The following is a 23389-nucleotide window of genomic DNA, read 5'->3' as shown; positions in this document are numbered from 1 at the left end:
GGCTTTGTAGAAATCCTCATTTTTATTGAATTTGAGTTGATCGATAGATGTTGTAGATTGTATTTTTGAGTTTTGTTTCTTTATTTGATAATTGTAGGCTTCTGCTTCGGTTTGTTCCGTTGAATATTCTTTTTATTACACTAAATATTGATTCAACGTTGTTTCTTCTTGAATAGATTTCCTGGTTGAATTGTTTTTTTACTTTTTAGCCGATAATGTCCTGTTTTTGCTCTGGTTTTTAGTGGTATTTGATCTTCTGCTTTTGTTTCTTCGTTTATGCATTTTCTGATGGGTTCTGTATCGTATGCTCTGTCTGCTAGGATGTATTTTGGTTTATATTTCTTTATATTTCTTATTGCTGCTAATGCAAAGCGGGTATCAAATCTTGGACCTCTTTGGGCTGCATAATGAAGTATTAATCTGCTGTCTACATCAATTGAAATATGGTTTTTTACGTAGCTTTTTCTTTCTTTTCGTCTGATTATTGCGTAATATTTGTCTGCGTAGTCGTTAGTGAATCTACTTCCATCTAATGCAATTATTTTACCATTTATTTTATGATTTAATAATATTTGTTTATTTAATTCTTGCAATATTGATGTTGGAAGTCTTTGAAAGAATTTCTGGAGTGTTGTGTAGTGTGGAATCTTTTTTAAGTGTAAATATTTCTGTATGGTATCAGATAACTCCAATAAATCTGTTATTTGTCTGTAGGTGCTTCGAGTATATATTTTCACTGCTAAAAGTGTGAATAATGCAGGTTGTGTGAAATCATGCTTTGAAAACTGGCTTGGATACTTATTTAACATGATTTTTGAGTATTTAAACACATATTTAATGAATTTCAATAGTTTATTTGGTTTAATGTCCTTGTTAATTTCCTTGATTTTTTTGAGTGTAGGCTTTTCAAAACCAAAATCCGAAAGATTTAATTGCTTTGAAAACAAATAACTAATTGGAGAATAGGTATTTTTACGTTTCATATTAATATTTATTCTCCATTTTACTATATATAATTATATATTGCTTATTTTTTCTAATAGATGTGAAATTTCAAGTGTAAATCTTAATACACAATAATTAGACAATTTTAATAGATTATAAGTAAAAATTGAAATTAAAATAAATTTTTAAAAAATTTTTGCAAAAATCAAATAGGATTTCTACAAAGCCTAAATTTGATTATATTTATATGGTATTAATATATAAACTATTTTAAAGACATGAGGTTAGATAAATGAAAGGAATAGTATTGGCAGGTGGTTCAGGAACTCGATTATATCCAATTACAAAAGCAGTATCAAAACAACTTTTGCCATTATATGATAAACCTATGATTTATTATCCGATTTCAGTTTTGATGCTTGCAGGAATCAAAGAAATTTTAATTATTTCAACACCGAGGGATTTGCCCCAATATAAGGAACTTTTGGGTGATGGATCTGATTTGGGTATAACATTTAAATATGAAGTCCAATACAAATCAGGTGGTCTTGCAGAAGCATTTCTCATAGGGGAAGAGTTCATAGGCGAAGATAATGTTGCATTAATTTTAGGAGATAATGTTTTCCATGGCCATCGATTTTCTGAAATTTTAAAAAGAGCTAAATCTTTAAAAGAGGGTGCAGTTATTTTTGGATATTATACTCAAAATCCCGAAGCTTTTGGAGTTGTGGAATTTGATGATGCTGGAAATGTTTTGTCTGTTGAAGAAAAACCAGAGCATCCAAAATCAAATTATATTATCCCGGGACTTTATTTCTATGACAATGAAGTTATTAACATTGCTAAAAACGTAAAACCTTCTGCAAGAGGGGAAAAGGAAATCACTTCAATTAATGATGAATATCTTAAAAGAGGCAAACTTAAAGTGGAACTTCTTGGAAGAGGTATGGCTTGGCTTGATACAGGAACTCATGATGGACTTTTAGAAGCAAGTAACTTCATTGAAACAATACAAAAAAGGCAAAGTTTATATGTGGCTTGTCTTGAGGAAATCGCATATAATTTGGGTTATATTTCAAAAGACAAACTTTTAAAACTGGCAGAACCTCTTAAAAAAACTGATTATGGAAAATATTTAATTAGATTAGCTAAATCTAATTAATTTTTCTATTTATCGTATTTTAATAAAAATTCATCAAGTTAAAACGTTCTAATAATGCATTAAAAGGATATGTTGTTATAAAATCTGTCCGATGTTCTCCACCTAAAAGGAATTTCACACCATTCGCAATTGAACAGAACTTTCCGATATTTAATTTAGTATTATTGTCCCACGAATAAACTTTAAAATCACCATATGTATAATCATCGAAGAATACATTGCCATTAATGTTTTCAAATTTTATTCAATCTATTTTTTAGTTCAATTAGTTGATTTATTTTATTATTCATATGAATCTTCCTTTAAAGTATCTGTCGGATAAGTTCATGTCAACATAAAATAAAAGGGAAAAAAGAATCAAATTGATAAGAAAAATAACCTTTTATTTTAATAATGATGTATGAATCTTTAAAAATTCAAACTGATTATAGACATCTATTTTTAATTAATAATTATTTTGTATATACTTTGTTAAAATATTTTTTCATTATATGGGATTCGGGGCTGTCAACAGTTATGTTGTAATTTTATGAAAATCGCTCAAACATTTTTTTAAGTAAATTTGAAGTTTTAAAAATAATAAATTAATTTAATCAACATAAAATCAAGTTATATATGAATAACAATATTGGTGATGAATTATAATTAATTATATGGAGTTTTTGCTTTTTAATTATTATTTGTAAGAGTATGGTAATGGTTTGAATATTTTTGGTGTTGAAATTTTGCATAAATTTTGACAAATTTTAGAACATCAAAATATTCATAAAATCTTTTTAATCATTGTATAACTCTTTTTGGCCTGGTGTTTTTTTGTTTTTCCTATTGATTTTTTATCAAACTATTGCTTCGATGATAGATTTGATTGATTAAGCCTTCAAGAGTTTGGAATTTTCTTTTTTGACCTTGGGGCATGGTGGCTCTGAAGTATCCTTCCGTTTTATTGTTGGTATCGTCCAATTTATTCTTGTACGGTTTTTCCAAGTAATATAAATGGGATTTATAGATTGAGGGGAATGTTTTCTCAATATACTCTTTAATTGAAGAGGCAGTCAAATCGGGAATCGACGATATCCTAATCATCACTGGCAGACATAAAAGATCTATCGAAGATCATTTTGATAAATCCTATGAGTTAGAACAAACTCTGCAGAAAGCAGGCAAGGACAGAGTCTTAAAGGATGTCAGAAAAATCACAAAATCTAGTCGATGTCTGCTACGTCAGGTAAAAAGAGCAGAGTGGATTGGGTGATGCAATCCTGCAGGCGGAAAGCACATCGGCGATGAACCTTTTGCAGTTCTTCTAGGAGACACCATAACAAAGTCAAAAACACCCTGCACAAAACAATTAATCGATGTTTACAACAGATTTGAAAAGCCAACACTTTCCCTAAAGGAGATTTCAACAGACAAGTTCAACAAATATGGCATCTTGACGGCAGTCAGATTGAACCCAACCTCTACAAAATAAATTACCTAATCGAAAAGCCAAAGATTGACGAGGCACCCTCAAACCTTGCAATGGTCGGCCGATATATTCTACTCAGGACATCTTTGACAAGATCAAGGAAACCGAACCTGGAGTTGACGGTGAGGACCAGCTGACTGATGCACTCACAAAAATGGATGATGTCTATGGGGTACTTTTTGAAGGCAAGACCTTTCTAAAATAATGTGTTGTTCCATTTTATCATCTCTAATGATTTTCAGCAATTAATGGTATGTCTAAAAGAATTTATATTTCAACATAATTCGGATTATATTTACTTTCATCTTTTACCATTTTATATATTTTTATCTTTTGGTAATCCCATATTTTTTAATTTTATTCTCATTTTTTGTTGTGGTTTTCAATCCCAAAAACAAATATAAACAAACAAACCAAAAACCAATAAAAAAATTTAAATTTAAAAGTAAACCAAAATCAATATAAAAAATAACAAATGGGGGAAATTATTAAAAAATTAAATTATTGACAAATCCTCTATTAAGTTTTATAGTATTTTGGGAAGAAACTGTGTTTGTTTTGCGCTTAACGATTCTTACATGCTTTTTTTATCTTGCATTATTTTTAGGTCTTTGTGTGGTTCCCTGCATTTTTTGAAAATAAGTGTAAGCAGTTATTTTTTTGATATTTGGCATATATGATTGGTAATTGTGTTCAACAATGTCCTTGTTACTGGGTTTAATTTCATTAAGGTCTTTGTAATTTGGTTTAATTTCAATGAGGATGTTGTTGGTTCTGGAATTGGTGGCATTATAATCATTGCATGTAAAATAAAAAATCAATCTAAAATTCTTTTAACAGGGCTTATGAACTGGAGCAAACCATACAAAGGTAAAAAATGCTTGTCTTTAGGAATGTTAGAAAAATCACAGATTTGTTAAGGTTTCAGGGTCTGCCAAAAGATCGCTTAACCATCATCGATGCAATTTTATGCATCTTGAAGTTATTTTAGGGTTTTCCTCGCAAAATCTCAATCCATGCACAAAACGGATGAGTGATGGTTCAACAAACACGAAAAATTCAAAATTGCCTCTAAAAGTAATTTTAAATGATAATTTGAATAAAAATTATGATTTAATTGGATATGGCTAATAGGAATCTAATATCTGCAAGACCCATTGGCTGGTTTAAAAGTCAAAGATTGGTGATGTGTATACTAACATCACTTGGAAGATACATTCTCATGCCATTAATCAGATTCGTGAAACGGAACCTTGAGTCGATGGTGAAATCCAACTTGCCGATTCACTGTCAAAAACTGGATGAGTATATAGATGCTGTTTGAAGAAAAACCAATAACATTGCAATCTGTTTCAATTGTGTGTCATCCATTGGATTCGGTCTTGAAGATTCCACAAGTGATGGAATGATTCAATACGGGGTAACTTTCATCGGTCATATGTCCATGTCAGTCCAACTGTTTTTAATTTGTTGTTTTGTTTAAATTACTTGTTGATAACTTATATTTATTGGTGAGTTATGGGTAAATTATTATTCAAAATTTAAAATGTAATCTAATTGTGCTCTTTTCCTAATGGATTGTACTACGCCATCATAGTTGGGGAATAAATTTTCATGAGCATATCCGTCTAAATATAATTCTTTTAATATTTCTTTTTTTAAATTGTGAGATATTATAAATTTATGGAATATTTTCTCGTTATTTCCAATTGTAATTTCTTGAAACTCATTTAATTGATAATATGTTTGATTTTCATCTAAACTTTTTATTTTACTGAAACTATTTATAAGTTCTTCATCAAATGGGGTGTCATCATCAATTTTCTCATAATTTTGGCATGTTAAAAATGTAAATAATCCTTTTTGTGCTTTTAAATTAGGATTGGTACTATACTCTGGTCGGTATATTGCTAGTTTATCATTTTCATATTTTTGTTTATTGTAATTGTCTTCAAACAATTTGTAATTGAATGCCCATAAAACACAATCTTCATCGTTACCATCAAGAATTGCCGAGACTGCGAAATATAATGCAACTTTAAAGTCATAAGTCCAATCTAATGCTCTTGTTGGTAATTCATGGTGTTGTGCTAAGGATATAATTTCAAAAAATTCGGGTTTTGGCCAAATATCTTTTAATTCATTTTCATAGGCTAAATGATTATGTATCCATCGACGAATGGAAGTATCTGCTTGGATTTTTAATCCAATTTTGTCAGCATAATCTAAAAATTTCAGTAAAACATAAATTTCTCGTTTGAATTGCAGTTCTTCTTTTGAATTAATTTGATATTTTGGTGTAATTTTGCTGGGCATATTATTTTTATCTACCGGTCCTGTGGGAACATCATAGTCTTTATTAAAAAATGTGTCTAATCTATTTTGTTTAGATAAAAAATTAAATTCAGATTTTAAAATAAATTTGTTAATTTCCAGTTGTTGGGTTTTCGAATCTTTTCTTAATGAAGATGGTATTAAATTGTAACTTAATCGTTTTACTCCTCTGAATATATAATTTTCTCGCAAATCATAATCTTCATCAATTTTAATAATATCTTTTAAATCTGTAAATTCTGTTATTTTGTGGATTGCAACTAATCGGTCATATTTTTCTTTTTGTAATTCATTATGCATGTTATCATCTTTGAATATATATTAATATTAAGTTTATCATTTTGAATTTACATTTGGAGTATAAATTAAGAATTATTTTAAAAAGCATATTCTTTTGATAGGAATTGCATTATTTAATTTAATTTATATATATTTTAAAAGATAGTTAATATCAGATTGAATTAATGTTAATTCAGAATGTTATGACTAGAATAATAAACATGTAATGCAAATATTATTTAGAGAAATATTTGTCAGTATCAAGGAGTGTAAAAGGGACATGGAACAAGAGGAACTGTTTGAAAGTGAGATATCGTTGAGGACAAATGAAAATTTTAAAATGTGTTATAAATTAGTTACGGGTAAGGAATTCATATCTAATGATGATTTTAGTAATGATAAGATAGAGTTATTATTGAATCTTTTTGAATCATTTAAAACATCTAAACCATTAAAATTTAAAAAATTAAATATTAATGATAACACTCGATTATTCATTGAAAAATTGTTGGAAACTGATGATGATGAATTTATAGAAATTTTATTGAATGATTTTTCAAAAGAAATGAATACGAAAATGAGAGAAAAAGATAATTATGTTATATTAATAAGAAATAGTGATGCTCTTATTTTAGCACATAGTAAAATGGGTGAACAATCTATAAACACAAATTTTGATGTTTTTGAACGTTTGTTGGATAAGGACAATGTAATGCGCATTGTATTTTTTGAAAAAGAAGATGGAATTATTAAAGTTCGGCATTATGAAAAAAATAAATCTAAATTTTTTATTGAATGGTTGGGACTTCCACAAGAGAACCTTTTTTATTCATTTGGGGGTGAAAATAAGTTTTATTCAGAAATTCAAGGGTTTCCAATTGTGTTAGAAATTAGTGACGAAGATATTGATTCTATTAAACACAATGATTATATTGATATTGATGATGGCAAGATTAAATTTAAAAATGGAATTGAATCATTGCCAATTAATCATATTATGAGACAAAGAATGAAATATGTCGATTATAACCATTTTAAACGAGATTTTATTTCTAGAAAATATGATTTATTATATTATAAAAAGGAATATATTAAACTTAATGAAAGTTTAGATCCATCATTATCAAAAATATATGATTGTGAAACGGAAGTAAAAGGTGGGAAGTTTTATCTTGAAAAAATTAACCAGAATATGATAATGCTTTTTTGTAATAAATTAATAGATTTGGATGAAAATTTCTTAAATAAAATTATTTCATTATTTTTAAATGATGAACCTTCAAAAATCACTCATGTAGGTGATGAATTTTCAGAAAACCCATTAGAAATTGGAAATATTAAAATATATAATAAATTTAAATTAACATTTACAAAAAATCTTGTTGATTATTTAAATGAGGAACAATTGTCTGATACATTTAAAAAAGATTTTATTTATGCTATTTTTTGTTGTTTAAAATTTGAAAATCCTAAAATGGACATAATCTCATTTATTGATAAATTTTTATCAAAATTCATTGCTGAATCAAAATTTGTCAGTGATAATTTGAGATTAATAAACGATATTTTAATAGAACATAGTTTTAAATTTGAAAAAACAGGTGTATTAAAAAAGTTAGATAGTCAGAATACAAATGTTGTTGAGTCTGTTAGAATAAACAGTGGAACTATTGAAAAATATGATGTTTTCATATCCTATTCATCAAAAGATAAGAAATATGTTAGTCAGCTTTATGAAAAATTAAAAGAAAAAGGTTTAAACATATGGTATGATAATCGATTACGTATTGGAGATAATGTTCGTAAAAATATAAATGAAGGTTTAAATAATTGTGAATATGGGATTGTTGTATTATCACAAAATTATATTGTTAGTTTTTGGCCAAATAAAGAATATGATTCACTATATCCCCTAATGGAAAATGGTAAATTAATTCCTATTAATCATGGATTGAATAAGGAAGAACTGGATAAATTTGACAAGTCACTTCACAATATAATTTATAGGAAAACAGGTGAGTATTCTGTTGAAGAAATTGTGGATGAGATTTGCCAGAAAATTAAATGTGATAACTGAATTGCATAAAATGCTATTAAAGGCATCCTATTTGAATTGGATAATTATTATATTGTTATTATCAATTAGAAATAATCTGGAATTATTGCCAATTTAATTTATGAATGAATAACTTTGTGAATATGGTTAAAAATTTTTAAGAGGTGTTTTTTTTTTGGTTAATTTAATAATTAAAAATAGGGTTTCTGAATTAGACAATCAATATCATAAATTTGAATCTGAATTAAGTTTTAATATTATCACAATTCAAGAAATTTTATTCCGATTTGAAAATTTTGATATTATGGTAAAAAACAATGAGGATATTATTATTGATGGTGAAATTTGCAGAATTGGAAAAATTGATATTAATTTAAATGAAAATAAATTTCTTTATTCAATTGCACAGGTTTATTAATCTTTAAATCTAATATTTTTAGAAATTCAATAAATTATCAAAAATTACCCTGGGGTGCATTTCATTTATAAAAAGGTATTTAATTCAATTCTAATAAAAATATTATTAATTTGGTGGTATCATGCATGAAAAAAATATTTTGATGGATAACTTGATATTATTTGATAAAAAAGAGATTGAGGCAATTGAAAACTCAACTTATGATGAAAAAAGAGGGCTTTGGTTGTGGGGAGATAATAATGAAGTTTTAGTAAAATCTAATAATGCAAATTGTCCAATTAGAGGAACAAAAAAATTTGACATTGAATCAGGTGAAGACCAAAAAGGAGAATAAGATGGTTTTCAAACCAAACATATTGATTATTTCAAATCATCATGATTATTCAACGGATCATGTTGTCTATCAATTAGAAAAATCAGATGCAAAATATCTTAGGTTAAATAGGAGCCAATTTTCAGACTATGAACTGACATTAAATCCGTTGAATAACACAATTTGCGGAAAAACAAGCTGGTGTGAGTTTGAATTAAATGAAAAAACTTTAAAGTCTATTTATTATCGTGCCCCAATTTATCTTAGAACTCATATTAGAAAAAATTTGTCAGCTGAAGAAAAAATTAGTAGGGATCAATGGACTTCATTTTTAAGAAGCTTAATGGTGTTTGATAATGTAGTATGGATTAATCATCCCCAATCAACATTTTTAGCAGAAAATAAACCTTATCAGTTAAAAATCGCGAATCAAATTGGATTCAATGTCCCAAAAACAATTATTAGCAATAATTTACCTTCAAAATTTTGTGATAAAGTAGCCGTAAAAACTTTAGAGCCTGCAATTTTTGACATGGATGATAAACAGACATTTATCTATACCAATATTTATGATTTTGATGAATTAAAAGAATATGATTTTTCTCTAGCTCCAATGATAATTCAGGAGGCTATTATTCCTAAAATAGATATTCGTGTGACTATAATTGGGGATGAGGTTTATCCAATTTCAATAAAACATGATAATTCGGGGATTGATGTTGATTGGAGGACAAAAAAAGAGGATTTGCAATATGAATTAATTGATTTGCCTGAAGATGTTGAAGATAATTGTTTAAAGTTATTGCATGAACTTGATTTAAACTTTGGATGTATAGATATGGTAAAAAAAGGTGAAGAATATTATTTTATGGAAATAAATCCTACTGGGGAATGGGACTGGTTAATGTACAGTTTAAAATTGGATATCGATGTGAAAATTGCTAATTTTTTATCAAATAATTTACTTTAGGGGTATTATGGATTTTTTAAAATATTATTTTTTTAAATGTTTTCCATTTATAAAATGGATACGGGATTATCGTATAATTAAAAAAGAGTCAGATGAGTTATTAAGTAAAAAATATGAACTTGAGCAAGATTGTGAAATTAATATTAATCTATTTTACAAATTAAATAAATTAAATGAAAAAGAGTTAAAAAGAAAAGAAACTCTTGAAGATAAAGGCAAATCCGTATTATTAATTTTAACATTAACTGGAACTCTATTGGTTGGAACTATGAGGATTTTATTTGAGTTAAATGAGTTTAATTGGATTTTTATTATTTTATTCATTGGGCTATTTTATTTAACTATTTCAATTTCATTAATTTTATCTGTCATTAATGCGACATTGTTTAGTGATTTGTGGCTTAAAGATTCTTATAACATTAAAAAAAATACTATTTCATTAGAACAAAGTAAATTGGAAAAGAATGAATCGATTTCAGAAAAAATAATTATTAAAGATATTGATGGTCATAAACAAATTGGGGAGCTTATTCGTTCTATTGAAATAAATCAGGTAACTTTACGAAGAAAAGCAAACGATCTTAGTTGTGGGCTTTCAACTTTAACAAGAAGCTTTATCTTATTGTTTATTTTTTTAGTTTTTACATTTATTAATAAAAGTTGGCCGTGGGTTTTTGAAAAATTATGGTTTTGCATAATTAATTTTGTTGGAGTATAAATTAAAATATGTTATTATTATAATGGTGAAAAATCCAAGTTGAAACATTAATTATTTCATATGAGTTTATTTAAAGTTTTTCTCTAAAAGTTTATACTATTTAGTTCAAGCCAATTTTCACATATGATTTTGATTTGATAATGTCATAGAATTTTTCTTCAAACAAGTTTATTAATTCTTTTGCAGATTTATAAGTTGTTTTGTAGATTGTTTTTTTTTTTAAGTGGAAAATCAATATCGTGTAATTTTGATTGATTGATGTTAATTTTTAATTCTAAGTACGCTCATTAATTAGTATTAAAAATTTTACTGATGAATTTTGATTTTCTAATTCTTTATTGAAATCAATATGCACCAAGCAGTCTGCATATTTTGTTTAGGTGTATTTATTCGAGCATGATAATCCCAATGAGGCAAACGTTTGGAGATTTTCTCAACGGCAATGCAGACCTGCCTGATTTTGATTGTTTTGCGGATTTATAGCTGGGGTTTTGAAATGAATGGGTTAATGTTAGTCAAACCTGAATTTGCAGATATGATTATTTCAAAAGAAAAGCTGTATGAATTCAGAAAGTCCGCCTTAAGCCAGAACTTCAGTAAAATATCCATTTAACATCATGCATTTTGATAAAATCAGACAAACTGAACCCTGCGTTGACGGTGAGGTTCGGCTCACCGATGCACTCACAAAGAAACAGTCCGTGAAATTCACTGCCAGGTTTTTCATGCCAATCAATCATGCCGGAGCGCTCATTATTATCTGGATTTTTAATACAACCTAGCATACTTGAAAATTTCGCTGAAGTGCCAAATGATCTTCGATAGAGCTTTCCTTCAAGTATTATTCCTAGGGTTATATGTGTGTTTAGGCCGATAAACATGCCATTTTTCACATCTGGCAGATTTCCCTTCCAGAATTCCTTCAGTGCTCCGATTTGCCGTTGTTTTCAATCCATACTGGTTGGCAATATTTCTCTTCAAGAATTGATTTTATGCCCAAATCGCAAATCCAGTCTAATGCTCTTATGGTATGTGTATTTCCCTCTGAGACATCGATTGCCCAGAAAAGACAGTGCAATGCTGTTAATCTCATTTAAGTGGGAGCAATTATTTCTTACAATGAATTGAAGAGTTCCTCCTCAGTCCTATCTGTTTTCATTTCATTGACTTTGCTGATTTCCGCACTCCTGTCTGTCATGATATATTTTATCGCAGTCCTCCAACATCTATCACCAGTATCTTTCAACATACATATCCAATCATTGCCTATGTTAATGTTTTCTTCTTTCAAATATTAATGATATTTTAACTAAATTAAAGATAAATAACTCGAAAAGTAGTGAAAATAAGAAAAAATTCAAAAAAATCTTAAGTTTCTAGCAGTGGACAATATTGGATACTTTTATTATACTCTAAATACAAAAATTGAATTAATATTAATTGAAAATTCAAGGGTTATTATGAATGCAATTATTTTAAATTCTGGAATGGGAACAAGATTGGGTGAGCTGACTCAAAACAATCCAAAATCATTAGTGAAATTAAATGAAAATGAAACTATATTCTCAAGGGCTATTTCAATCCTTTCTAATTTTGACATTGAAGAGTTTATCATCACAACAGGCTATTTAAATGAAGTTTTAATCAATTATTGTGAAGAAAACTTTCCCAACATCAATTTCACTTTTGTTCACAATCCTGTTTATGATAAGACTAACTACATCAAATCTTTGGATTTTATAGATGATTTTGAAGATGATGTTATTCTGCTTCATGGGGATTTGGTTTTCGAGTTAAGAACTGCTGAAAAGATTATAAACTCTGATGAATCCTGTGTTGTGGTAGACACCACTCTTGAAATTCCAAAAGATGATTTTAAAGCAAAAATTGAAAACAACCATATCAAATATATTGGGGTTGACTACTTTGAAGATGATGCGGTTTCCTGCCAGCCATTCTACAAATTAAAACCAAAAGACTGGCAAGCCTGGAAAGACAACATTCATGTCTTCTGCAACAACAACAAAACAAGTGTTTATGCAGAAAATGCCCTAAATGAAATTACTGATAAAGTAATTATCAAACCTTTGGATTTGAAAGGCTTGTTGTGTATGGAAGTTGACAATAAGGATGATTTAGCAAAAGTTAAGGAGATTTTAAAATGAAAACGGTTTATATTGCAATAAGCGCTGATATTTTACATCACGGTCATATAAATTTAATTAAAAAAGCGTCTGAATATGGAAAACTGATAGTGGGTGTGCTTACCGACGAAGCGGTGGCGACATATAAGAGATTTCCTGTTATTGAGTTTGAAGAGAGAAAATTCATCATAGAAAACATCAGTGGCGTATCTGAAGTTGTTCCCCAAAATACTCTTGATTATACTGATAATCTTAAAAAGTACAGGCCGGATTATGTTTTCCATGGTGATGACTGGAAAGAGGGCGTTCAAAGCAAAATCAGATGTGATGTAATTGAAACTCTAAAGGAATGGGACGGTCAGTTAATAGAAATTCCGTTTACTGAAGATGTCAGCGTTGATAAAATCAATGATTTAATCAAAAAGACAGATTCCATTCCGGACATCAGAAGATCCAAACTTAAAAAATTAATTTCCCTTAAACCGATTGTCAGAACAATCGAAGCCCACAACGGTTTGTCCGCACTTGTTGTTGAGAATGCCAAGATTGAAAAGGATGAGCAAATCAATACATTTGATGCAATTTGGGTTTCAAGCCTGACTGATTCCACAGCCAAAGGCAAGCCGGACATAGAACTGGTGGACATGACCTCAAGGATAAATACAATAAATGAGATTATGGAAGTGTCAACCAAACCGATTATTTTGGATGGGGATTCCGGAGGTCTTCTGGAACATTTTGTCTTCAACATCAAAACCATTGAAAGAATGGGCGTTTCTGCAATCATCATTGAAGATAAGGTGGGTTTGAAGAAGAATTCACTTTTTGGAACTGAAGTCAAACAGACTCAAGATTCAATAGAAAACTTCTGTGAAAAGATCAGTGCTGGTAAAAAAGCATTGCTGACTGAGGAATTCATGATTATTGCAAGAATAGAAAGTTTAATATTAAAGCGGGGGATGGATGATGCAATCAAAAGAGCAAGGGCCTACATCAAGGCAGGTGCTGATGGAATCATGATTCACTCAAGAGAGTCTGAACCTGATGAAATATTTGAGTTCTGCGATAAATTCAAGGAGTTTGCACCTGATGTGCCTTTGGTTGTTGTTCCGACTTCATTCAATCAGGTTTATGAGGATGAATTTGCAAAAAAAGGTGTTAATATTGTAATCTATGCTAATCATTTAATCAGAAGCTCTTATCCTGCAATGGTTGAAACTGCAAATATGATTTTGGAAAATGAAAGGTGCAAGGAAGCCGATGACAAATGCCTGTCAATCAAGGAGATTTTAACCCTAATTCCGGATGAGTGATTATATGATTGACGTTAAGGATTTTGTAAATTATTTAAAGGAAATTGATATTGATTTTTTTTGTGGTGTTCCGGATTCACAATTGAGCTCTTTTTGTGATTATGTTGAGGAAAATGAAAGTAACATCATTGCGGCCAATGAGGGCAATGCCGTTGCAATAGCTTCAGGCTATCATCTCTCAACCAATAATTTTCCAGTAGTTTATCTTCAAAATTCCGGATTGGGAAATATCGTTAACCCTGTAACTTCACTTACTCATAAAAAGGTTTATTCCATTCCAATTGTTTACGTTATCGGTTGGAGAGGCCAGCCTGGTGTTCATGATGAGCCGCAGCATAAAAAACAGGGTGAAATCACTTTGGATTTGATTGAACTTCTGGACATCTCCTATGTTGTAATCGATAAGGATTCAACATTCGATGATTTGAAAAATAAATTTCAAAATGAATTTTTGGATAAGTTGGAAAATGGTGAAAGCGTAGCGGTTGTTGTATCAAAGGGTGCCTTTGAGAAGTACAAGATTCCAAAATCCAACAAGAACACTTTGACAAGAGAAAAGGCAATTCAAACTGTCAGCGATTATTTAAATGATGATGACATGATTGTTTCAACAACCGGAAAGTCATCAAGGGAACTGTTTGAATACAGGGAAGCTAAAAACCAGGGTCACGGCAATGACTTTTTGACTGTAGGGTCTATGGGACATTCATCAAGCATAGCTTTGGGAATCGCTCTCACCAATCCTTCAAAAAGGATATTCTGCTTTGACGGTGATGGTGCAGTGCTGATGCATATGGGAGCATTGGCTTTAGTTGGCTCCAAATCTCCCGAAAACTTCTATCATGTCATGTTTAACAATTCTGCCCATGAAAGTGTCGGCGGTCTTCCAACAATAATGGCAGACATTGACGTCGCTGAACTTGTAACATCCTGTGGATATCAAAAAGTATTCAATGCTGGAAATCTTGAAGAGTTAAGAGAGGTGTTGTCGAAATTCATAGAGTCAAAAGGTCCTGTATTTTTAAATGTTGATGTTGATATTTCATCAAGGGCCGATCTTGGACGTCCGACCACAACACCGATTGAAAATAAGGATGATTTCATGAAAAAACTGCAAGGGGAATAAGTATGGATTGGGTTTATAATGTGCCGATAAAATTTCACGAGTACAATTTGGATGAAATGAAAAAAAGACTTAAATGTTTTGAAGGTAACGTTTTGTTTATTGCATCTAAAAGGGTGATAAGCACTTTTGATTTTGATGTTGGCAATTTTCAGGTTTTGGATGAAAGCATTGCCAATCCCGATTTTCATCTGGTGGAAGATATTTTAAATAAAATCGAAAGGCCTGATTTGATTATTGCAGTTGGTGGTGGAAGTTCAATTGACCTTGCAAAGGCAATATCATCATTATATGAATACAGGAACAGTAATGTTTTGGATTTGCTTAAAAATAAGGATTATTTGGATAACGTTAATTCCATTCCGTTCATTGCAGTTCCAACAACTGCTGGAACAGGTTCTGAATGCACCAAATGGGCAACAATATGGGACTTTGACAATAATAAGAAATATTCCATCGATGCCGATTACTTGTATCCCAATGAGGCCTGGATGGTTGCAGAACTGACATCTACAATGAATGAAAATTTGACCCTGGCAACAGGTCTGGATGCATTGGCTCATGCAATGGAGTCCTACTGGTCCCGTCCGTCCAATAAATACACAAGAGTTCTTGCAAGGGATTCAATTAGGATTATTAAAAAGTATTTGCCGTTGGTTTTAGGTGATTTGGATAATCTGGAATACCGTCAGGAAATGCTGATGGGATCCTTTTTTGCAGGTCTTGCATTTTCAAATACTCGTACAACCGCATGCCATTCCATTTCATATCCTTTGACCATGATGTTTGGCATCAGCCATGGGTTTGCTGCTGCAATTACCTTGTGTGAAGTTTTAAAAAGAAACTGGGAATTTATTCAAGAAAAGGATTTGTTTTTGGATGTATGGGGTGCCAATGATTTGGAAGATATTGAAAGATGGTTTAGTGATGTTTCAAATGATTCCCTTAAGCTGTCAAAATTTGGTGTTAAAAAAGAGGACATTCCTGATATTGTTAAACTGGCAACAACCGGTGGCAGGATGGACAATAATCCTGTAGTATTTGGTGAAGATGAAATCGAAGATATTTTAAATAGTGTTTATTGAATCTTATTGGTATTTGCATGATTATAAGGTAATTGGATTAGGTTAGGATTTGCAGTAATATTTATCAACTAACTTTTGGCATTGTGTAGGCTGCAGGCAATTGTCAGTAGAAAGATTAAAACATGAATGTACTTTTGAAATATTTGTAATTCATAATATACTTTTTACTAAATTGAATTGTCGATAAATTATTTTTATATTAAAGTTAAAAATAGCAAAATTATTGCTTGGTTTTTAAGGTAAATTGTGTGGAATCATCTGTCCCGATGGCCGATTTTAGATGATGGCCTAAAATTCTTGTTTCAAAAGCATTTTTCCCAATATTTCCAACTCAAAGGGTCAATATTAATATTAAACTGAGTGCAATATATATTAATTAATGAACTATGTTGGGGGAAAAATTTTGGCAAATAGGAAAATGATGATGTTTGTAATATTTTTCGTAGGTCTGCTGTTTGTTTCAGCTGTAGGGGCATCCGACAATTCCACAGTTGATGATGCAGTTTTAGAAAAAACAGATAATGACATTTATTTAAATGAAAACAATACTTTTAAAACATTTACAGATTTGGACTCAGCAGTAAATAACAAAAGCAATAGTGAAGTCTATTTAACTGATGACTATATGTTTGACTCTGAAATTGATTTGAAATTTAAAGACAGGGATTTAATAATTGGGCATGATGTAATCATATATGGAAATGGACATACGATAGATGGAAACTATCAAAACCCTACTTTGCGTAAATCACTTTGTAAGGTGGTATTGTATGACATTAAATTCATCAACAGTAAATCTGCTTCAATTTATGATATAAAAGCTATAAATTGCACATTCATAAATTGTAAAGCGTCTGCAATGTGTTATGGAACTGCAATAAACTGCACATTCGTAAACAATACAAATGATTACTTTGGTGGTGCAATAAGTGATGGAAATGCAATTAACTGCACATTCATAAACAACACTGCAGGTGATGGTGGGGGAGCAGTATTTAATGGAATTGCTACAAACTGCACATTCATAAACAATTATGCGTGGTTTGGTGGTGCAGTTTCACTATACTCGGAGTATTACGACCCTTCAGATGAAGTTGCAGCCATAAATTGCACATTCATAGGCAATCGTGCAATCAATGGAGGGGCAGTGTATAATGCCCGTGCCGTAAATTGCAAGTTTGTTGAAAACTATGCTGAATTGGGTGGTGCAATACTTAGAGGCAGTTCAATCAACTGCACATTCAAAGGCAATAGCGCAAAATCAGGAGGTGCAATCGCAGACACCTGTGCTGCAAATTGCGCTTTCACAAACAATACTGCAGATAATGGAGGAGCCAGTTTCAGGTCTGATGCGGATAATTGCAGTTTTACAAAAAACCATGCTTCCAAAAACGGTGGGGGATGCTATAATGGAACTGCAGAAAACTGTATTTTTAAAGACAATGTTGCAGATATGGAAGGAAATGATACTTACAATACACTCTACAAACCTTTTTTAAGCTGTGATAACTTCATGTCAGTTTATGGTTCAAATGACACAATGTCAATAAATCTTACATCAGTCAGAGGTTTGGCCATTTATGATGCAAACGTGACAATTAGGGTATATAAAAACAAAACCTTGATAGGCACATATTATTGTCTAAGCGAAGCCCAATGGACTGTAACTCTTGATGCCGGAGACTATGTTGCAGTGCTGAGTGTTGAAAATCAATCCTATGATGTTGACAGCATCAATGTGACAATAACAGTTAACAAAATAAAAAGCAAAATTACATCACAGGCGATATCAGCTGTTTTCAACCAGAACAAACGCCTGACTGTGAATTTGTTTGATGAATATGGAAATCCGATTTCAAATACCAACATCACTATTGATTTGAACGGCAAAAAGACACTGCCAAGCAATTCTGAAGGCAAAGTGGAGTTATCTGTAATCAATCTTATTCCAAATTCATATATTGCAAAAGTCACATTCTGCGGAAATCAAAACTATGTGGAATCGTCACTGAATGTCAAAGTCACAGTCAAAAAAGCAACACCTAAATTGACAGCCAAAGCAAAAACATTTAAAAAATCATTAAAAACCAAAAAGTTTTCAATTACTTTGAAAAATAACTTAAACAAAGTCATGAAAAATACAAAAGTTACTCTTAAAGTCAATAAGAAAACATTTACTGCTAAAACCACAGACAAGGGTGTTGCAACATTCAAAATAACCAAATTGACTAAAAAGGGAAAATACACTGCAACCGTCAAATATGTTGGAAGCAAGTATTACAATGCAAAATCGGTGAATGTAAAAATTACTGTAAAATAGATGTTAATCACATCTATTCTTTTTTTATTTTATTGGATAACTCCATAACTTTTTTTCAAATCTTTCAACAAAAAATCAGTTATGCCAGACACCTATACTGGGTAAATTATAAATATTTTAATCTATTTATATACTTATATATGAGGTATTTTTGTATATATTTAGTTTTTAATCAGTATATTATTTCAACATATAGTTGTTCTGATTCCATACCTTAGAAGAGTGATATGGTGAAATTCAGATACTGGTTGGTGATTTTTAATGATGGAAAATTTTAATTTATCGAATGAATTATTGGAATTCAAAAACGCTTTTCTTAAATCAAAAAAATATTGTATTTTATATTTGGTTTTTGTTTTAGTTTTCATTTTAACTAAATTCGGTTTCACCAAATATAATTCTCTTCCCTTTGGAATACTGATTTTTGGATTAGTGATTGTAATAGGTATTTTTGCCATCACATTTTACTTTAAAAATAGTGATGAAAAAGATTTATATAAAACGGCTTTTGTAATAATTTTATTGTTTGGTCTTTTATGTTGCATTCTGATGCCGATTTCATGTGCTCCCGATGAATATGAGCATTTTGTTAGAGCGGAGATAACCTCAACAGGGCAGATGTTTCCGGGATATGTCAATAATTCGTATATGACTATCCAATCATATGATGATTTGGTAGGTCATGTGCGTGTAGAAAGGGATCAATCATGGAATACTATTGGTGTTGAAAATGGTACGATATTTACTTCATCTACGGATACATTGCCTATAAATTACACTCCTTTTGCATTTGGAAGTGCTTTTGCTCAAAATCCTTTCTATGGATATTTGGCTCAAGGTTTTGGAATGTTTGTAGCAAAACTTTTCAATATGAATGCAATATGGCTGTTATGGTTTGGTAGGATGTGCAATCTGATTTTATATGCTGGAATGGTTGCTTATGCAGTTAAAAAAACTCCTATTTTAAAAGTTCCATTAATTGCCATGGCATGTATTCCTTTGGCAGTTTATCAATCTTCGTCTTTGAGTATTGATGCATTCATTGATGGTTTGGCTATTATATTGGTGGCATATTTCTTTTATATGTATAAATCGCCTAAACGTACTATCGGCAAAAAAGAAGTGGGCATATTTGCATTTTTATGCTTGCTTTTAGGATTATGTAAAATTTCGTTATTTATCTTCGCTTTATTAATCTTGTTTGTTCCAAGAGATAACTTTGAAAATAAAAAATATTATTATTGGGGAATTTTATCAATTGTATTGGTTTTCTTGTTGGGAATACTGTGGACTAAGGGGTATGCAGATATAGCGTTCCATAATTCATATAGGCAATCCCATTGGATTAAAAATGGAATAAGCCCTTCCGGACAACTTTCATTTGTATTGTCTCATTTTGATCAAACTCTTTCGGCAATTTTCTATTATTTCCAAAAGGTGGATTATGATTTAATATTCAATTGCAGAGATTTAAAGTTCAATACATTCAATTCTTTATATCTGATGTTTTTAGGTGCTATTACATTATTATATCCTACCGAGAGATTTAACCTAAAATCAAGGATTGGAACATTTTTGATCATAATTGGATTATACATTGGGACTTACATTATCTTTTTGTTCACATGGACTCCTGTAGGTATTTTGAATCCTTTAGGCGTACAGCCAAGATATTTCTTACCTTTATTCCCTCTATTCACATTTACTTTCAGTTTTAATCATATGGAAGGGGATAAAACGGAAATTGATTCAATGATAATCCTTTTGGCAATAAGCTTTTTAGCATTAATGTTAATTGCATTAGTTGGAACTTTCTATTAATTTGGAAGTTCCAAAAATATTTTTTTTTTAATTTAATTCAATGAACTTAAAGAAGTTTGACAAGCTTTTCCACCAAAAAAGATACTTTTTTTTCATTCAATGGAAGCTGCATTTTAGGTATAATCTATGTCTATTCTTTTTTTTATCTTATTGGATAAATCCCAAGCAATTTGAAATGTTAAATCCATTAATTTCTACCTAAATAATCTTTTGCCTAGTCAGGAAATTGTATAGGGCACCAACACATCCTGATGCATTTCCAAAATGGCATTTTTCAATTGCAGGTTCACTTACGGCTTCATGGAATTTTATTGAATAGAAATCATGCACTCTGTCTTTTATCTCAGCTATTAAAATGTCCTGCGTGGAAATTCCTCCGCCGATGCAGAACTTTTCTGCGTCCAATACTGACTGTATGGTTACAATTCCTGCCGCAATTGTTTTGGCATAATCTCGAACCACTTCTTTGGCCGTTTCATCACCTTCCCTATACTTTTCAAAGAGTTCATGGCTGTCGATGGCACATTTTTTATCCTTATATGTGTCGGTTAGATTTTTGTGGCCTCCAATTTTTCCGAACCTCTTTTCGTTATCGGGGTTTTTAAAATCTGTAAGAATGCTTGAAAACTCTCCTGCAGTTTCACTGCTTCCCCGATATAGCGCTCCATTGATAATTATCCCGCCGGCTATTTCAGTTCCAAGTCCAATGACTACTCCATTTTTCACATCAGACAGGTTTCCTTTCCAAAGTTCAGCCAATGCAGCGCATTTTCCGTCATTTTCAATCCACACAGGTTTTTTGTATTTCTCTTCTAATATGGATTTTAAAGGCATGTCGCAAATCCAGTCAAATGTTGCTATCTTGTTAACTATTCCCTGCTCAGCATTAATTTTGCCCGGAAAAGACAGTGCAATGCCAGCTATCTGATTTAAGTGGGGGCGGATAATTTCATCAAATGATTCAAATAACTTTTCAGCTTCTCTTATGGTTTTGATTTCATTAATTTTAATTGTTTTGGCATTTTTGTCGGTTATGGTGTATTTTATTGCGGTTCCGCCGACATCAATTGCCAAATATTTTTCACGGCACATAAATCAAATTCACTCCTTCGGGGGATTGTTGAATAATGATTTGTTTTTGATGATATAAAAGCTATCAAAGTTTACTTTTAGATTATTCATTTCTTAGTGGAATCAACGAAAATTGGTGGGGCTTGGCAAAATAATATGGAAGTCACGTCATAAAATTCTTATGTATGTCATTTATTGTTTACTTTTAACTGAAATTGTGATTAGATTTAATTAATGTATTGGTAAATTATCTATATGATTTTAATAAAAACTGGTTGAATTATTGATTATATTTTGCAGTAAATTGTATTAGTTTTCTTTGGTATGTTGTGGTTTTTGGATGTTGTCATGAGATTATTTTTCAAAAAGGTAGTATTTCAATGGGTGGTGAAAAAGAAACATTGAATGTTTCTAAAGGAATACTACGCTATTTTTATTTTCTTCGAGTATCATAAAATACTCTTTTAAAAAATGAAAATCATTATAAAATAATCTAAATAAATAAATATTTAATATTAAGGCTTTGATATTCAATTTTCTTATTTAAATCCTTATTTATTTAAAATCAATGCGTGGTAGTTTGATGATGAATTTTAAATCGATTTTTTGGGATTTTAAAAAATTTAGCATTGTTGTATGTTATTATTGAAAATATGCGTTTATTTTCTTAAAATTAGGATAAAATTATTGTTATTTTCAAATAAAATACTAATAGTTTCTAATATTCAGATTCAAAAGCTTTAAATAGAATATGGTTTATATAGGTAATTATGTAAAGAAAGAATTTATCAAAAAATTAGCAGGAAAAAGTCTTTCAATAGATCATTACTAATAATCAACCCCGATGTAATGATCTATGATACAAGACTAAACAACATATCACGCATATTTGTCGCAATAAGTTAATTTATAATATAAAAATTTTTATATTTATAATTATCTTTTTTTTGACATTTTTCATAGGTTTAAGTCTTTAACCATTTTTTCTGTTAGTTGTAGGATTTACTAAGAAATTTTCTGTCTTTAATATTAAAGTTAGAACTAATTAATAACATTTCTTGGAGATGATTTAATGAGTGAAATTACTTTATATAAAATAAATGATTTATCTGAACTAAAATCAAAACTAATAGAAAAGGGTTTTGAAAAAAAGGACAACACAAAAAAAGTAGAAATTGGTGAAAATAGAAATAAGGAAACATATTTGATGGAATTTTATCATGAACACAATACAGATTTAAATGAGGTAAGTTGGAAAAATTTTGCTAAAAATTTTGATTTTACTCCATCAGGAATACAATCAAATCCACGTGCTGTGATATTGATTGAAAAAGATAAAATGTACTATGCCATATCTTTTGGAACTGCTTATCATTATCTGGAGCCAGTGTCTAATAAAGACTGGGCATTTAATTTTGCAAAAAGAGTGAGATATGATAAAATAAATCTGATGGCAACTACAATTCCCCAATCAAAATTAAATAAACAAATAAGTTCGTATAGAAATTATAATGATACATATATTAATGTGGGTGAAGCGTTAAACAAGGTAACTGCTTATATGGAACCAAACGATGAATTTATTGATGTGGGGGAGAAAATTCAAGCAGGAAATTCCTTAAAATTAAAACTTGAAAAAGATAACCTTGAAACTATTGCAAAAACCATATCTTATATTGAAGATGTAATAGCAAATGGTGAGGTCTATTGGGATATTCCTCACATGGCTGAGGTTAAAGACAAAAAAGAATTAAAAAAACTAAATGAAAAATTAAAAAAAGAAATAAATAATTGGTCTAACAAGAAAGAAGAAAGTACTCTGCTTGATGTTAATAATTATGTGGTCTAT

At 30.2% G+C, this 23389-nt stretch carries 19 protein-coding genes and 1 pseudogene; 15 read left to right on the top strand and 5 right to left on the bottom strand.

The genetic code is table 11. From position 1 onward, the window contains the following. Positions 1–22 precede the first annotated feature (22 nt). Positions 23–809 (bottom strand): annotated as a pseudogene (locus tag UIB65_RS07590) (transposase). A gap of 428 nt (positions 810–1237) precedes the next feature. On the opposite strand from UIB65_RS07590, the gene rfbA reads away from it, so the two are divergent. Beyond that, the gene (gene rfbA / locus UIB65_RS07585) at positions 1238–2107 is read left to right on the top strand and encodes a glucose-1-phosphate thymidylyltransferase RfbA (RefSeq protein WP_330040700.1); all 870 of its coding nucleotides are present in this window, start codon (positions 1238–1240) and stop codon (positions 2105–2107) included. Positions 2108–2929: 822 nt separating this feature from the next. Here the strand turns inward: rfbA and UIB65_RS07580 are convergent. After that, positions 2930–3190 (bottom strand): hypothetical protein, encoded by a 261-nt coding sequence (locus UIB65_RS07580; protein WP_330040699.1) that lies wholly within the window; start codon positions 3188–3190, stop codon positions 2930–2932. A gap of 1074 nt (positions 3191–4264) precedes the next feature. On the opposite strand from UIB65_RS07580, the gene UIB65_RS07575 reads away from it, so the two are divergent. Both UIB65_RS07575 and UIB65_RS07570 read left to right on the top strand, forming a co-directional pair. Then, on the top strand, positions 4265–4495 hold the full coding sequence (locus UIB65_RS07575) for a hypothetical protein (protein ID WP_330040698.1): 231 nt from the start codon (positions 4265–4267) through the stop codon (positions 4493–4495). Positions 4496–4698: 203 nt separating this feature from the next. After that, the gene (locus tag UIB65_RS07570; protein WP_330040697.1) at positions 4699–4899 is read left to right on the top strand and encodes a hypothetical protein; all 201 of its coding nucleotides are present in this window, start codon (positions 4699–4701) and stop codon (positions 4897–4899) included. Positions 4900–5105: 206 nt separating this feature from the next. Here UIB65_RS07570 and UIB65_RS07565 read toward each other — a convergent pair whose 3' ends face one another. After that, entirely contained in the window at positions 5106–6209 is a 1104-nt protein-coding gene (locus UIB65_RS07565; RefSeq protein ID WP_330040696.1) for an FRG domain-containing protein, read from the bottom strand. A gap of 259 nt (positions 6210–6468) precedes the next feature. On the opposite strand from UIB65_RS07565, the gene UIB65_RS07560 reads away from it, so the two are divergent. The 5 genes from UIB65_RS07560 to UIB65_RS07540 all read left to right on the top strand — a co-directional run bounded on the left by UIB65_RS07560 (position 6469) and on the right by UIB65_RS07540 (position 11276). After that, positions 6469–8265, top strand: coding sequence for a toll/interleukin-1 receptor domain-containing protein (locus UIB65_RS07560; protein ID WP_330040695.1), 1797 nt, complete (start codon positions 6469–6471; stop codon positions 8263–8265). Between the two features lie 518 nt (positions 8266–8783). Then, the gene (locus tag UIB65_RS07555) at positions 8784–8996 is read left to right on the top strand and encodes a hypothetical protein (protein WP_330040694.1); all 213 of its coding nucleotides are present in this window, start codon (positions 8784–8786) and stop codon (positions 8994–8996) included. 1 nt (position 8997) lies between these two features. Next, positions 8998–9945: a hypothetical protein gene (locus tag UIB65_RS07550; RefSeq protein WP_330040692.1), complete on the top strand. Its 948-nt coding sequence runs from the start codon at positions 8998–9000 to the stop codon at positions 9943–9945. 7 nt (positions 9946–9952) lie between these two features. After that, a complete protein-coding gene (locus UIB65_RS07545; RefSeq protein ID WP_330040690.1) occupies positions 9953–10663 on the top strand; it encodes a hypothetical protein in 711 nt (236 codons plus the stop codon). 421 nt (positions 10664–11084) lie between these two features. Then, on the top strand, positions 11085–11276 hold the full coding sequence (locus UIB65_RS07540) for a hypothetical protein (RefSeq protein WP_330040689.1): 192 nt from the start codon (positions 11085–11087) through the stop codon (positions 11274–11276). Between the two features lie 309 nt (positions 11277–11585). Here UIB65_RS07540 and UIB65_RS07535 read toward each other — a convergent pair whose 3' ends face one another. Further along, on the bottom strand, positions 11586–11756 hold the full coding sequence (locus tag UIB65_RS07535; RefSeq protein WP_330040688.1) for a hypothetical protein: 171 nt from the start codon (positions 11754–11756) through the stop codon (positions 11586–11588). Between the two features lie 367 nt (positions 11757–12123). Here UIB65_RS07535 and UIB65_RS07530 point away from each other — a divergent pair, with 367 nt between their 5' ends. From UIB65_RS07530 to UIB65_RS07505, 6 genes are all read left to right on the top strand, one after another. Then, positions 12124–12828, top strand: coding sequence for a sugar phosphate nucleotidyltransferase (locus UIB65_RS07530; protein ID WP_330040687.1), 705 nt, complete (start codon positions 12124–12126; stop codon positions 12826–12828). Then, positions 12825–14120, top strand: coding sequence for a phosphoenolpyruvate mutase (gene aepX / locus UIB65_RS07525; protein WP_330040685.1), 1296 nt, complete (start codon positions 12825–12827; stop codon positions 14118–14120). Before UIB65_RS07530 ends, aepX begins: the two co-directional genes overlap by 4 nt. A 4-nt stretch (positions 14121–14124) precedes the next feature. Then, entirely contained in the window at positions 14125–15246 is a 1122-nt protein-coding gene (gene aepY, locus UIB65_RS07520) for a phosphonopyruvate decarboxylase (RefSeq protein ID WP_330040683.1), read from the top strand. Positions 15247–15248: 2 nt separating this feature from the next. Next, the gene (locus tag UIB65_RS07515; RefSeq protein WP_330040681.1) at positions 15249–16328 is read left to right on the top strand and encodes a phosphonoacetaldehyde reductase; all 1080 of its coding nucleotides are present in this window, start codon (positions 15249–15251) and stop codon (positions 16326–16328) included. Positions 16329–16731: 403 nt separating this feature from the next. Continuing rightward, a complete protein-coding gene (locus tag UIB65_RS07510) occupies positions 16732–18648 on the top strand; it encodes a hypothetical protein (RefSeq protein WP_330040679.1) in 1917 nt (638 codons plus the stop codon). A 261-nt stretch (positions 18649–18909) separates the two neighbouring features. Continuing rightward, on the top strand, positions 18910–20469 hold the full coding sequence (locus UIB65_RS07505; RefSeq protein ID WP_330040677.1) for a DUF2142 domain-containing protein: 1560 nt from the start codon (positions 18910–18912) through the stop codon (positions 20467–20469). 198 nt (positions 20470–20667) lie between these two features. Here UIB65_RS07505 and UIB65_RS07500 read toward each other — a convergent pair whose 3' ends face one another. Then, positions 20668–21561: an ROK family protein gene (locus UIB65_RS07500; protein ID WP_330040675.1), complete on the bottom strand. Its 894-nt coding sequence runs from the start codon at positions 21559–21561 to the stop codon at positions 20668–20670. 1051 nt (positions 21562–22612) lie between these two features. Between UIB65_RS07500 and UIB65_RS07495 the strand changes: the two genes are divergently transcribed. Continuing rightward, positions 22613–23389: DUF6119 family protein (locus UIB65_RS07495; RefSeq protein WP_330040673.1), on the top strand; the 777-nt coding region annotated here is incomplete at its 3' end.

The organism is Methanobrevibacter sp. (genome assembly GCF_036307625.1).
GTDB lineage: Archaea > Methanobacteriota > Methanobacteria > Methanobacteriales > Methanobacteriaceae > Methanocatella.
Note: the sequence above shows the minus strand (reverse complement) of the source record. Positions and strands in the feature narration are given on the sequence as shown.